The 12,880-nt window shown below is 42.5% G+C and carries 14 protein-coding genes; 8 read left to right on the top strand and 6 right to left on the bottom strand.

All coding sequences use genetic code 11. The annotated features are described in order from the left end of the window. Window positions 1-136: 136 nt before the first annotated feature. A complete protein-coding gene (thiI, locus tag L2730_RS07065) occupies window positions 137-1,591 on the top strand; it encodes a tRNA uracil 4-sulfurtransferase ThiI (protein WP_248973942.1) in 1,455 nt (484 codons plus the stop codon). A gap of 224 nt (window positions 1,592-1,815) precedes the next feature. Here the strand turns inward: thiI and L2730_RS07060 are convergent, their stop codons facing one another. Continuing rightward, the gene (locus L2730_RS07060) at window positions 1,816-2,046 is read right to left on the bottom strand and encodes a hypothetical protein (RefSeq protein ID WP_248973941.1); all 231 of its coding nucleotides are present in this window, start codon (window positions 2,044-2,046) and stop codon (window positions 1,816-1,818) included. 182 nt (window positions 2,047-2,228) lie between these two features. Here L2730_RS07060 and L2730_RS07055 point away from each other — a divergent pair, with 182 nt between their 5' ends. The 4 genes from L2730_RS07055 (at window position 2,229) to rlmM (ending at window position 5,511) form a co-directional block, all read left to right on the top strand. Beyond that, window positions 2,229-3,140: a transcriptional regulator GcvA gene (locus L2730_RS07055; protein ID WP_248973940.1), complete on the top strand. Its 912-nt coding sequence runs from the start codon at window positions 2,229-2,231 to the stop codon at window positions 3,138-3,140. Window positions 3,141-3,204: 64 nt separating this feature from the next. Further along, window positions 3,205-3,849 carry an alpha/beta fold hydrolase gene (locus L2730_RS07050; protein ID WP_283105672.1) on the top strand — a complete coding sequence of 215 codons (645 nt, stop codon included), beginning with the start codon at window positions 3,205-3,207 and terminating at the stop codon, window positions 3,847-3,849. An 82-nt stretch (window positions 3,850-3,931) separates the two neighbouring features. After that, window positions 3,932-4,318 carry a DUF423 domain-containing protein gene (locus tag L2730_RS07045; protein WP_020913646.1) on the top strand — a complete coding sequence of 129 codons (387 nt, stop codon included), beginning with the start codon at window positions 3,932-3,934 and terminating at the stop codon, window positions 4,316-4,318. 107 nt (window positions 4,319-4,425) lie between these two features. Then, window positions 4,426-5,511 (top strand): 23S rRNA (cytidine(2498)-2'-O)-methyltransferase RlmM, encoded by a 1,086-nt coding sequence (gene rlmM, locus L2730_RS07040; RefSeq protein ID WP_248973939.1) that lies wholly within the window; start codon window positions 4,426-4,428, stop codon window positions 5,509-5,511. Window positions 5,512-5,586: 75 nt separating this feature from the next. On the opposite strand, the gene L2730_RS07035 is transcribed toward rlmM, so the two are convergent. Continuing rightward, window positions 5,587-6,597, bottom strand: a complete 1,011-nt coding sequence (locus tag L2730_RS07035; RefSeq protein ID WP_248973938.1) for an isocitrate dehydrogenase — start codon at window positions 6,595-6,597, stop codon at window positions 5,587-5,589. 400 nt (window positions 6,598-6,997) lie between these two features. Between L2730_RS07035 and L2730_RS07030 the strand changes: the two genes are divergently transcribed. Both L2730_RS07030 and L2730_RS07025 read left to right on the top strand, forming a co-directional pair. After that, a complete protein-coding gene (locus L2730_RS07030; protein WP_248973937.1) occupies window positions 6,998-9,793 on the top strand; it encodes an alpha/beta hydrolase family protein in 2,796 nt (931 codons plus the stop codon). A gap of 197 nt (window positions 9,794-9,990) precedes the next feature. Next, window positions 9,991-10,209: a hypothetical protein gene (locus tag L2730_RS07025; protein WP_248973936.1), complete on the top strand. Its 219-nt coding sequence runs from the start codon at window positions 9,991-9,993 to the stop codon at window positions 10,207-10,209. Between the two features lie 78 nt (window positions 10,210-10,287). Here the strand turns inward: L2730_RS07025 and ruvX are convergent, their stop codons facing one another. From ruvX to L2730_RS07005, 4 genes are all read right to left on the bottom strand, one after another. Then, entirely contained in the window at window positions 10,288-10,710 is a 423-nt protein-coding gene (gene ruvX / locus L2730_RS07020) for a Holliday junction resolvase RuvX (RefSeq protein ID WP_248973935.1), read from the bottom strand. A gap of 20 nt (window positions 10,711-10,730) precedes the next feature. Beyond that, window positions 10,731-11,291: a YqgE/AlgH family protein gene (locus L2730_RS07015; protein WP_220737254.1), complete on the bottom strand. Its 561-nt coding sequence runs from the start codon at window positions 11,289-11,291 to the stop codon at window positions 10,731-10,733. 16 nt (window positions 11,292-11,307) lie between these two features. Next, complete coding sequence (gene yciH / locus L2730_RS07010) at window positions 11,308-11,637, bottom strand: stress response translation initiation inhibitor YciH (RefSeq protein WP_248973934.1); 330 nt, start codon at window positions 11,635-11,637, stop codon at window positions 11,308-11,310. Window positions 11,638-11,757: 120 nt separating this feature from the next. Next, the gene (locus L2730_RS07005) at window positions 11,758-12,078 is read right to left on the bottom strand and encodes a hypothetical protein (RefSeq protein ID WP_248973933.1); all 321 of its coding nucleotides are present in this window, start codon (window positions 12,076-12,078) and stop codon (window positions 11,758-11,760) included. Window positions 12,079-12,245: 167 nt separating this feature from the next. Between L2730_RS07005 and L2730_RS07000 the strand changes: the two genes are divergently transcribed. Continuing rightward, the gene (locus tag L2730_RS07000; protein ID WP_020913634.1) at window positions 12,246-12,806 is read left to right on the top strand and encodes a DUF4136 domain-containing protein; all 561 of its coding nucleotides are present in this window, start codon (window positions 12,246-12,248) and stop codon (window positions 12,804-12,806) included. Window positions 12,807-12,880 lie beyond the last annotated feature (74 nt).

Genomic DNA, 12,880 nt, shown 5'->3' with positions numbered 1-12,880 from the left:
CCTCTGCTTTATATACGACTTTCATGGTTGCAAAGACGAATATTCGCCGATAATGACAGATCAGATATACGCAAACGTGTCGGGATATTGTTATAATCCACCTATTGCTGTTTAAATTTGCCCCCGCGGAAGACCAATGAAATTTATCGTAAAACTGTTCCCTGAAATCATGATGAAAAGCAAGCCGGTAAGAATGCGCTTTACCAAAATGCTTGAAACCAATATTCGTAATGTACTTAAAAAAGTAGATGAGTCCGCAAAAGTACAACGTCAATGGGACAAAATCATGGTGATGGTGCCAGATGATAGACCTGATTTGATTGAAGCATTTGGCGAGCGTTTAGCTTGTATTCCCGGTATTGCTCATGTGTTGCAAGTGAATGTAAGCACGTTTGAGTCTGTTGATGATATCTATCAGCAAACGTTAGCCGTGTATAAAGACCAGCTAGCAGGAAAGACATTTTGTGTGCGCGTTAAGCGCGCGGGTAAGCATGACTTTAACTCGATTGAAGTTGAGCGCTATGTTGGTGGTGGTCTAAACCAGTTTACTGAAGCTGCTGGCGTACGGCTGAAAAACCCTGACATGACGGTAAATCTAGAGATAGATAACGAACAGCTTTATCTCGTTGATAAACGTATTCAAGGTCTTGGTGGTTTCCCAATGGCGACCCAAGAAGATGTGTTGTCACTTATATCGGGCGGTTTCGATTCTGGTGTTTCTAGCTATCAGTTTATCAAGCGTGGTTCGCGTACCCACTACTGCTTCTTTAATTTAGGTGGCGATCAACACGAAATTGGTGTTAAGCAGGTTGCCTACCATTTATGGCAGAAGTACGGTGAATCACACAAAGTTAAGTTTATCTCTGTGCCATTTGATCCTGTGGTACAAGAGATTCTAGAACGAGTCGACAATGGCCAGATGGGGGTGGTACTTAAGCGTATGATGATGCGAGCTGCTGCACGCGTTGCTGACAAAATGGGGATCCAGGCATTGGTCACTGGTGAAGCGATGGGGCAAGTCTCTAGCCAAACCTTGACTAACCTCAATGTCATTGACCGTTGTACAGAGCAGCTTATATTGCGGCCGTTAATTGCGATGGATAAGCAAGATATTATCAATATAAGCCGCGAGATTGGTACAGAGGACTTTGCTAAGTCGATCCCAGAGTACTGCGGCGTGATTTCACAGAAACCAACCGTGAAAGCGGTACTGTCAAAAGTAGAAGCTGAAGAAGCTAAGTTCTCTGAAGATCTGATTGATAGAGTGATTCAAGATGCTGTCATTATTGACATCAAAGAGATTGCAACTCAGATGGATACCAAAATTACTGAAGCAGAAACGGTTGCTGCAATCAGTACTGATGAAGTGATCATTGATGTACGTGCGCCTGAAGAGGAAGAGAAAGACCCGCTAGAAATTGAAGGGATTGAAACCAAAACTATTCCATTCTATAAGTTAGCGACTCAATTTGCAGATTTAGATAAAGGTAAGACTTACTTATTGTATTGCGACCGCGGTGTGATGAGTAAGCTACAAGCGCTTTATTTGCAGGAGCAGGGTTACAGTAATGTTAAGGTTTACCGACCTTAAAGAGTAGCAGCGACACTATTTGATGAAAAAGCGACCCCAAGGTCGCTTTTTTTGTGATGTTAAAGTGGAATATTTTTCAATAGACACAAAAAAAGCCACCCTTTTTAGGTGGCTTTTTATATATTAATCACGAGACAGAGATGGTTTTCCATCTATGGCCTAACTTTTATCAATCGATTAAAGTGCCTGAGAGCGTCTCTACTGTATTAATATTTGTTAAGTGACTAGTCAGCTAGCTGAACTGTTTTAGTCGCTTTGTCTTCTTGCAGCTCTTCAGCAACAAGCATAGTGTTTAGCTCTTCGGTTAACTGTACCTGCATTAACTCCATGCTTTCTGCTAAGTTAGCAGTTAATGTCGCTTCAAGGTCTGTGGTGTCTACAGCAATTTCATCTGCGCTAACAGCGGTAGAAGCTGATAGGAGTGCGATAACAAATACAGTTTTAAGGTTTAACATGTTCAATAGCCTCCAGGCTTAAATTTGGGGTTGTTAGACACTCCCCAATTACGTCGTAGAGGTTGTCCAACTAGTATCATTTCGTTGGCGCAAAATTTAACCAAAACCACTGGCCTTTACAAACGATAAAATGTAACAATACTCATTAGAAAAACTAATTAAAAAACGGGATCTCGATCACTATGGCCAGACGACTACCCCCCCTTAATGCGGTGAAGGCATTTGAGGCTGCAGCAAGGCATTTGAGCTTTACGCGGGCGGCGGAGGAACTGTTTGTGACTCAAGCGGCAGTGAGTCATCAAATTAAGGCGCTTGAAGAATATTTAGGGCTAAAGTTATTCAGGCGTAAAAACCGCTCTCTTTTATTAACAGAAGAGGGACAAAGTTACTTTCTTGATATCAAAGATATCTTTACACAACTCGCTGACGCGACTGATAGATTACTCGCAAGAAGTGCTATAGGCTCCTTAACTGTAGCGACTTCTCCGAGTTTTGCTATTCAGTGGTTAGTACCTCGGCTTGCCAAGTTTAGTGAAAAAAAACCAGATATTGATGTACGAATTAAAGCCGTCGATGATGAGGATGGTTCGTTGACCGATGACGTCGATGTTGCCATCTATTATGGCCTTGGAAATTGGAGTGGAATGCGAGCCGATAAACTGCGTAATGAAGTGCTTATTCCAGTTTGTTCACCGATGTTGTTAAGTGGTCCTAAGCCATTAGAGAAACCAAGTGATCTAAAAAATCACACTCTGTTACATGATTCTAGCCGTCAAGATTGGCAAGCTTGGTTTAGACAATGTGGGATTATGGATATTAATGTGAACCAAGGTCCCATATTTAGTCACTCCTCCTTGGTGCTACAAGCTGCTGCTCATGGGCAAGGTGTAGCGCTAGGCTACAGTGTACTCGCTAGACCTGATATTAAAGCTGGTCGTTTGGTATGCCCATTTCCTGAGGTTCTAGTCAGTAAAAATGCATATTATTTAGTTTGTCAGCAAAACCATGCTGACATTGGTAAGGTTGCGGCTTTTAGAGAGTGGATGCTTGATATGTTTGAAGAGGAGACTCGCAGTGAGCTCCTTACCGGATAAATTAAAGCAAGCATACTTAGAGGGGGCGATTTCAACTGCGGTAGAACAGCTAAGTGCAGACGAGCTGGCCTATGATGCTGGCGAATACCTTTTAACGCCTCCTGCTGCTAATGATCAGCAAAACTGCGATACGCTCATTATTCTGGCTCATGGTGCAGGTGCAAATATGCAGCATGAGTTTATGGCGCTGTTGGCTAGCGGCCTAGCTCAAGCAAATGTGCAAGTTGTGCGTTTCAATTTTCCTTATATGCGCGCCAATGCTATCGACGGTAAACGACGTCCGCCAGATCGCGCGCCAAAGTTGATTGCCGATTATGCCTTGCAGCTGAGTATATTAAAGCAGCATTTTAAGCCACAAAAAGTATTTCTTGTCGGTAAGTCGATGGGAGGGCGTATGTCTGCCATTTTGGCTGAAAGTTTGATGCTTGATGGCGTTGTTTGTTTAGGTTACCCATTTATTCCTTTAAAAGGCGGTGAGCCTCGGCTTGAGCCTATCGAGAAGTGCAAAGCACCGCTTATGGTCATTCAAGGCGAGCGCGATAAGTTTGGCCATAAAGGTTTAGTTGAAACTTGGCCGGTAATGGATAAAGTGCAATTGCACTGGTTAACCGATGGTGATCATAGTTTTAAACCAAGAAAGTCGTCAGGTACCACGTTTGAGGCTAATCTAGCGAAAGCTATTTCACAGATCCAGACGTTTATAGGCTGACAATGCTTTGACGTCGTAGTGTCGATCTAGCGTAAATTTAATCTAACTCACAGCATTAGGTTGATGAGATTCAGGAGGCTAAATGCGTAGTGGTTTTTTATTATTGGCAGCGTTAAGTGGTTTTATGGCGGTAGCCCTTGGGGCGTTTGGCGCGCACGGGCTTAAGAATGTTGCCTCTGCCGAGATGATAGCAATCTTCAATCTTGGAGTTGAGTATCAGTTTTATCATACCTTTGCATTGATTGTGGTTGCGTTCGCCGGCCATTGGCTTAAATCTCGCCTATTGGATTGGGCTGGTTATCTCTTTATGTTGGGGATTGTCCTGTTTTCAGGTTCGCTCTACTTATATGCTTTACTCGGCACTAAGTGGACGGGTCCCGTTACACCGCTGGGTGGTGTTTGTTTTCTTCTCGGTTGGTTGTTTATTGCTGTCGCAGTGTGGAGAAACCGAGTTAAAGAGCTCGATTAAACAGTACAGCAATATACTGGCAGTACCCTACTGGGCAGTAAAAGTGTAAAATAGCGGGCAGCAGTTTTGTTGGCCGCTATTTTTATTCGTTATCTTCAGGAAATTCAATGATAAACCTATTTTTATTTTGCCGTGCTGGTTATGAGAAAGATTGCGCGGCAGAGATCCAAGTGCGTGCCGCTGAGCTCGATATTGGTGGTTTTGTTAAAACAAACACCAATGATGCTTATGTGATATTTCAGTGTTTCCAAGCGGGTGATGCTGAGATATTAGCAAAGAACATCAGTCTTGATTCGTTGATTTTTGCTAGACAGATGTTTGCCGCTAAAGCGCTATTAAAGGGATTACCTGAACAAGATCGTATCACACCGATTGTTGAAGCTTTGGCTGATATACATAAAGCGGGTGAGTTACGAGTTGAAACACCTGATACCAATGAAGCAAAAGAGCTGTCTAATTTCTGTCGTAAGTTTACGGTGCCGTTAAGACAAGCGTTAAGAAAGTCGGGTAACTTGTTAGAGAAAGAAAACCCTAAACGCCCGATTATTCATGTCTGTTTTGTTGCTCCTGGTCAAGCTTATGTTGGCTTCTCATTAAGCAATAACAGTTCTCCATACTTTATGGGGATCCCGCGTCTTAGAGTCGCAGCTGATGCACCAAGTCGTTCTACTTTAAAATTGGATGAAGCCTTTATTCACTTTATCCCTAAAGATGAGCAAGAGACCCGTCTTAGCAGTGGTATGAGAGCGGTTGATCTCGGTGCTTGTCCAGGCGGTTGGACTTATCAGTTGGTAAGGCGTGGTATGTTTGTCGCTGCGGTTGATAATGGGCCTATGGATGAAAAGTTAATGGAAACGGGTCAGGTAAAACATTATCAAGCTGACGGTTTCCGTTTTGAACCACCAAGAAAAAATATCACTTGGTTGGTTTGTGACATGATTGAAAAACCAGCTCGAGTGGCCGAACTTGTTGAAGCTTGGGCGATTAATGGTTGGTTCAAGGAAGCGATATTCAACTTGAAGTTGCCAATGAAGGCACGCTATAAAGAAGTGACTACCATACTGGACACTATGGCTGAAATCTTGAAAGAGAATGGCATTAAAGACTTTAGCATGGCGGCTAAACATCTTTATCATGACCGTGACGAAGTCACAGTGCATTTATGTTTAAAGCCAGCGCAGCCTTCTTCATAAAATTCGCTTAATCAAAAGGCCCTAAGTGTTAAACACTTGGGGCCTTTTTAGTGTGCATAGCGCAAGAACTTCTATCTACGAAAGACGCTCAATAACGGCTTGTGTGAAATCAGTTGTACCATGAGTACCACCCAGATCGCGAGTTGTACGGTCACCTTCTTCAATCACTGCAGTAATTGCATTGCGAATAAGCTCAGCTTTGTCGCTCATGCCTAGGTATTCAAGCATTTGAATTGATGCTAGAACTACTGATGTCGGGTTCGCAAGATTCTTTCCTGCAATATCTGGTGCACTGCCATGTACTGCTTCAAAAATTGCAGCATCGCTACCAATGTTTGCACCTGGTGCCATACCAAGACCACCTACAAGACCTGCACAAAGATCTGACAAGATATCACCAAATAAGTTGGTGGTAACAATCACGTCAAAGATTTCAGGACTCATGACTAACTTCATACATGTTGCATCAACAATCATCTCTTCAGTTTCGATGTCTGGGTAGCGCAAGCTCACTTCGCGCGCGACTTTTAAAAACAGACCTGAAGTTGACTTCATGATGTTAGCTTTATGAACGATAGTAACCTTTTTACGACCCTCTTTACGGGCTAGCTCGTAGGCAAAAGTCGTAATTTGCTCTGCACCTTGGCGAGTAATAATACTGGTCGCTTCCGCGGTTGCACCATCATCTGAAACGGTTTGCCCTAGGCCTGAATACATGCCTTCGGTATTTTCACGAACGGTGATGATATCGATATTGTCGTAACGTGCTTGAGTACCCTTAAAAGACAATACTGGGCGAACGTTAGCGTAAAGGCTAAATTGCTTGCGTAGGCTCACGTTGATAGAGGTAAAACCTTCACCGACTGGAGTCGTTAATGGGCCTTTAAGCGTAATACGATTTTTTTCGATTAAATCGAGCGTGCGTTGAGGTACTAGTTCACCGTGCTTTTCGAGAGCAACAAGACCTGCGTCCGCAAATTCATAGTCAAAATTACAACCCGCTTTATCGAGAATTTTTAGTGCTGAATCGATAATGCTTGGGCCAATCCCATCACCTGGGATGACGGTTATAGTTCTTTTTGTCATGGATAATCCTACCGCGCTGAGGCGTTACTGCAATTGTCTAACCATGTCTTAAGGACATAGCAAGTGATTAAAGGTCTGTTGCCAATCATGCTGCACTTGAAGAAATACTGGCTTCATCTTTGTTTTAGGTCATGCCTGACGTGTAAACATCTGAGTCATATCAGCATTTATTCAAGGGCAACAGCTTCCATTAAAGGAGTAGCAACATCCCTTAGTATTATTTTCGTTTTGTGCGACGTATTTTAAACACTTTTAAACACTTTTCACAGGAAAAGGTGAGCAATCTCACGTTTTTTTCTGTAGGGTAACTTGCATAAATCACCGCTAATGACGATGATTGATCGTTAAAGGTTAAAAAAGTCTACTTTAGTCTAATAACTATATAAAAATGAGGAAGACCTTGAAGTCATTACCTATGAAATCTCTGCTGTTATTTTCGGCGAGTCTATTACCAGCAAGCCTCTATGCCGCGACCCATTCAATCACTCCTGACGACATCATGCGATTCGAATCACTCAGTAAACCTGTGATCTCGGATACAGGCACAACTCTGGCGGTTGAGGTTTCACCAGACAGAGGCGATAGCCGCGGTTTAGTCAAAAACCTGACCATGAAAAAAGAGTTTAGTGTAAAAGGGGGGAGTAAGCCAAAGGTAAGCCATGACGGTCGTTATGTTGCCTTTGTTGACAAACAACCTTTGCTGACAACTGAGATGGCATCGAAGAAAGAAAAGAAGCAACTAAAGTCAGGTATGGTGTTAGTCGATACTAATACGGGCAAAGAGCTGCGTTATGAGCGGGTTAAGTCGTTTGAATTTAACGAAACCGGCTCACATATTGCCATTTGGTATGAAGCCGAAGACAAGAAAAAAGAGACTAAAGCTAAAGACAGCGATGAAACAAGTAAAAAAGACATTAAAGTTGATGATTACGACAAAGGCTCAACCGTTGAGCTTGTTGCACTTGATGAGCTGAAATCGATTACTTTTAAAGATGTGACCGCATTTAATTTTGACAAGGCAGGTAAGCACTTTGCGCTTGCAATAAATAATGTCGAGGCTGACAAACACGAACTAAGGTTAGTCAGTTTGGCTAACAATAGCGCCAAAATAGTCCATAGCTTAAAACAGCAACAGCTTGGATCATTGGCCTTGAGTGACGACGGTAAGTACTTAGGTTTTACTTTCGGTGATGCTAAACAAGCGCCATTCGGGCGTGAATATTCATTATCTTTGTTCAATATTGAGTCTGGGAGTGTTACTACTACACCGACATCAAAAGATTGGACTTTAAATCGTTACGCTTCTTTACGCTTCTCAGATGACAGTCAACGCCTGTTTTTCGGACGTGTGCCACAGGTCAGCCAACAAATCGAGTTAGCAAAAGTTGAAAAAGAAGCAGACCTTTATGATCAAGGTGTCATTACTGGTCAGCGAGCGCTGCGTGTTTGGCATGGTGAAGATCCTCGTATAAAGCCTCATGAAGTAAAACAGTATAAAAAAGAGCTTAAGCGTACTTATCTAGCAGTGCTGCATGTTACTGGTAATAATCTGGTGCAACTTGCAGATTTGCAAGTTCCTGATGTAGAGATTCAACAACAGCAGCGTTATGCACTGGCAAGTTCCGATTTACCCTATAGAAAGATGATCACTTGGGCTGGCTTTTATCGAGATTTTTATTTAGTCGATATCAATACTGGTCGTAAAATTCCAGTGTTGAGTCAACAGAGCAGTGGGTCAGAGCCTGTTCTATCACCCAATGAAAAGTTTGTTGCTTATTACCTGCAAGGAAATGCTTTCCTATACGAAATTGCTAATGATAGGAAAATTAATGTTACTAAGAGCTTAGGGGTATCCTTTGCCGATGAAGACCATGATTATCCATCGAATGCGCCTGGGTATGGTTTCGGTCCGTGGCTCGCTGATGACTCAGGGCTGCTTATTTACGACAAGTTTGACATCTGGCAGTTAAATACTCTTTCCCATGAGGCCTTTAACCTGACGGCAGGCAAGGGACGTAAAGAGAGAGTGCAATATCGTGTGACTGGATTGGTTGAGGATAAAGACAGTCCGAGTGTATTGAGCAATAACCAACAGGTGCTTTTACAGGGTTATAGTGATATCACCAAAGGTGATGGTTTTTATCAAGCGCAAATAGGCACTGCAGGCGTGACTAAACTTGTAGGCGGTGACTACAAGTTGAAGCTTCTAGCTCGCAGTAAAGATGCGGAAACCGTGGTGTTCTCGAAAGAACAATATGATCTCTTCCCTGATCTTTATACCGCTGACTATTTATCACCACAGAACGCAACCCGTCAGACAGATTTTGATAAACAAAGACGGGCATTTAACTGGGGGAAGTCTGAGTTAGTACAATGGACCAATGGCGATGGTAAGCCGCTTGATGGTGTGCTGATTAAGCCGACTAACTACGTTGAAGGTCAGCGTTACCCGGTACTCGTTTATTACTATCGCTTTATGAGTGACAGATTACATTCGTTCCCGCAAATGAAACTTAATCATCGACCGAACTTTGCTTGGTTCGCTGATAATGGTTATGCGGTCTTTCTACCTGATATCCGCTTTGAAGTCGGTTACCCTGGAGATAGCTCTGTACAAGCGTTAACTTCTGGGGTGCAACACCTGATTGATATCGGTATTGCCGACCCACAAGGCGTTGGGATCCAAGGGCATTCTTGGGCGGGCTACCAAACTGCTTTTGCGGTGACTAAAACCAATATATTTAGGGCTGCAGTCTCAGGTGCCCCTGTATCTAATATGACCAGTGCATACAGTGGCATACGTCACGGTAGTGGTTTAGCAAGGCAGTTTCAGTATGAAACCGGTCAAAGCCGTATAGGTGAAAGCCTATTCAAATCACCGCAAAAGTACATCGAGAATTCGCCAGTATTTTATGTTGAACGAATTAACACGCCGATGATGATTATGTTTGGTGATAAAGATGATGCCGTGCCCTGGGAGCAAGGTGTTGAGCTGTATTTAGCGATGCGTCGCGCTGGTAAAGATGTGGTATTCCTGCAGTATCAAGATGAACCTCATCACCTTAAAAAGTATCCTAATAAGCTAGATTACAGTATTCGAATGATGGAATATTTTGATCACTACTTAAAAGGAAAACCAGCACCTCAGTGGCTTAAAGAGGGTGAAGCTTACACTGAGTATAAAAAAGCAGATTAACGATAAGCGTTGAAAACAGCCGAGGTGATTAGTTACCTCGGTTTTTTTATTTCTAAAATTAAGGAAAAGTATAGAGCACTAAAAAATTTATAGCCTTATCAAGGTGGAAATTTTGAAAGTGGCTGATATGTTTAATAAGTAATCAAATTAAAGAGTAGCAGGATGTCACTCTAAACCTAAACTACAAGGAAGTAATAATGAAAAATATCACGTCAGCTGGTTTTATACTTTGCGTGTCTGCTTTATCAGCGTTGTCTTATAGTGCCTATTCGGGGGCAAAGGCGTTGGAAGGGGAACCTGAGTGGGAGGCTAAAGTCGCTAGCAGTGAGGAGTTAGAAAAGCTGCGATTAGAGCTGTTGATTAAACAGCTTGAGGAAGAAAAGCAAGAGAAAGAAGAAGCAGATTCTAAAGATTAATCTCAACCTTTTATTTTTAATGTTTCTTAAGCGAAAAAGCAGCTTGTAAGCTGCTTTTTTGTTTGTAGGTTATAGAGCTTATCCATATTGGTTTTCAAAGTAGCTTTCAATAATCAATACTGCAGACATGGCATCGACTTGGCCTTTGGTTAGCGCTTTATAGCCACCCATCTCAAAAAGTCGTGCTTTAGCATCAGCTGTTGTTAAGCGCTCATCTTGAGTAACCACTTTGACACCGAAACGGCCATTTAGCCTGTTACCAAATTTTTTGGCCCTCAGCGTTATCTCTTGTTCAGTGCCATCCATATTGAGAGGTAACCCCACCACAATTAAGTCGGGTTTCCATTCCGTGATAATTGCTTCAATCTCTTCCCACTTAGGAATGCCATCAACCGCTTTAATAGACATTAACGGCCGTGCGCTTGCTGTTAGTTGTTGGCCAATTGCAATACCAATACTTTTTGTACCGTAATCAAAACCTAATACAGTTTGTGAACTCATTTGTTATTCCCGATTCCTTACTATGCATGTCCAGCAAGGTTGGACAGTTGCCAGATATCGAAGCCGAGTGACTCTGCTGCTAGTTGCCAACGCTCCTCATGTTCAATATCAAATAGAAGCTCTGCTGTTGCGGGAACTGATAACCAAGAGTTATCCGCTATCTCTTGCTCTAGTTGACCTCTTGTCCAGCCGGCATATCCTAGCGCGATAAGAAATTTATCGGGCGCTTTATCTGATCCTAAACAACTAAGAATATCTTGGGAAGTGGTTAGCATCAGCGAGTCGGTAATGGGATCGCTATTGCTCCAGCAATCTTGGTTGGTATGCAGCACAAAGCCGCGCTCAGGATTAACAGGGCCACCTACAAGTACTTCTCTACCGAGTGAGGTTACAGGTTGAGGTTCTTCCGCGAGTTCCATCTGTTGTAACAGTTCATCGACGATGATGCCGCTAGGGCGGTTAATCATAATCCCCATAGCGCCTTTTTCATCATGTTCACAGATATAGATCAATGAGCGTTCGAAAAAAGTATCATTTAAAGAGGGCATTGCGATAAGAAATTGATTTTCCAAGCTATCCATAAAACGTCCTTAGTGGTTAGCCGCCAGCAAGCTTTACTGTGTAACCTAACTTTTCGAGTAACGTTTTAAGTTGCTCTCTATTATCTGTTTGCACTTCAACACAGAAATCTTTGACAGTACCGCCACAGCCGCACTGCTTCTTTAATTTTTGTGCAAGGGCTTTAAGCTCTTTTTCTGCGAGGCCTAGCCCTTTAATTACCGACACACCTTTTCCTTTTCGGCCTTTGCTGTCTTTATGTATTCTGACAATGCCGTCACCAGTAGGCGCACTTTGAGTCGCTTTTTCTTCGGTGATTCTGCCAATATCGGTGCTGTAGACTAATGAGACGTTCGGATCGGATTTCATAAATATTATTGATGAATTACTGATAAGCGTAGTTTAACAAAGATGCAGTTGAAGCGGGAGTCAAATGAGTGGATATCTTCTTTCGCCAATCGCTAATGCCATTGGCGAATTAAAATAAGGCTAGAGGTATAACGCAAGCTCTATTAGTAATGCTGCAAAGGTTAAGCTTGCTATCACTGCGAGGTATCTGTGCAACTGAGGTAAAGCGACTGCGCAGGAAGTGAGTACAAATCCGACTGCAGTGCCAGCAAAGGGGGTGATAGGAGCACTAATGATAGCAACAACCAACCAAGTCAGAACGGTAATGGGTAACAGTAGCAGTGAATGCTGGCTTAGCTTATTAAAGAAAGAGGGGCTATTGTCAGCATGTTGAATCGCTTTTTCTGGCGTAAAGAAAAACATAATACTGGCAGCAATAATCGCGACAATGAACCAAAGCATAATAAAAAGCCTATTAAATAGTAATTGATAATCATTATCATTAACTTGTTTGCTTAAGTCAAGCTGAACCAGAAGCTGATTTACTAAAATTGAGTTGTAGATTAATAGATTGCTATGTAAGCTTATTTAAAACAGTGTCTGAATGCCGTTGGCATGGTGGAGAGAAGATGAAAAAGATATTAGTTATTATTGCTGCATTAGCACTTAGTGCTTGTAGTTCACTTAAGACAAGCTCTGATTATGATCCAGGAGTGAATTTCGCAGATGTTAAAACCTATGCTTGGGTTGAAAAAAAGACTGATAAAGCGGCATACCATCTTGATGGATTAATGGATCAACGTATACGTGCAGCGGTTAATGACCAGCTGCAGCTTAAGGGGTTAAGTTTAGTTGCTGCAGACAAAGCGGATGTATTAGTTAACTACCTGACTAAAGTCGATAAGAAAATTAATGTCGATACCTTTAATAGTAACTATGGTTACAACCCATATTATGGCGCTGGCTGGGGTAGAGGAATGGGCATGGGCCATACTCAAACAACAGTGCGTGAATATGAAGTTGGGACATTGATTGTTGATTTGGTCGATACCAAGTCTGGTAAGTTGATGTGGCGCGGTTCTGTAGCTGATACTGTGCGCGATAAAGATACGCCGGAAGAGCGCGTTGAAGTTGTTAACACTGCCATTGGTGCATTGTTACAAAGCTACCCGCCTCAGCCTGAAAAATAGATTTTAATATAAAACGGCCGATTGGCCGTTTTTTATTGCCATATCAAATAACCTACAGACGAGCAGTTGGGCAC

It is taken from the genome of Shewanella kaireitica, assembly GCF_023284045.1.
Taxonomy (GTDB): Bacteria; Pseudomonadota; Gammaproteobacteria; order Enterobacterales; family Shewanellaceae; genus Shewanella; species Shewanella kaireitica.
The sequence above is the reverse complement of the archived record's forward strand: the minus strand, read 5'-3'. Positions and strand labels throughout refer to the sequence as shown.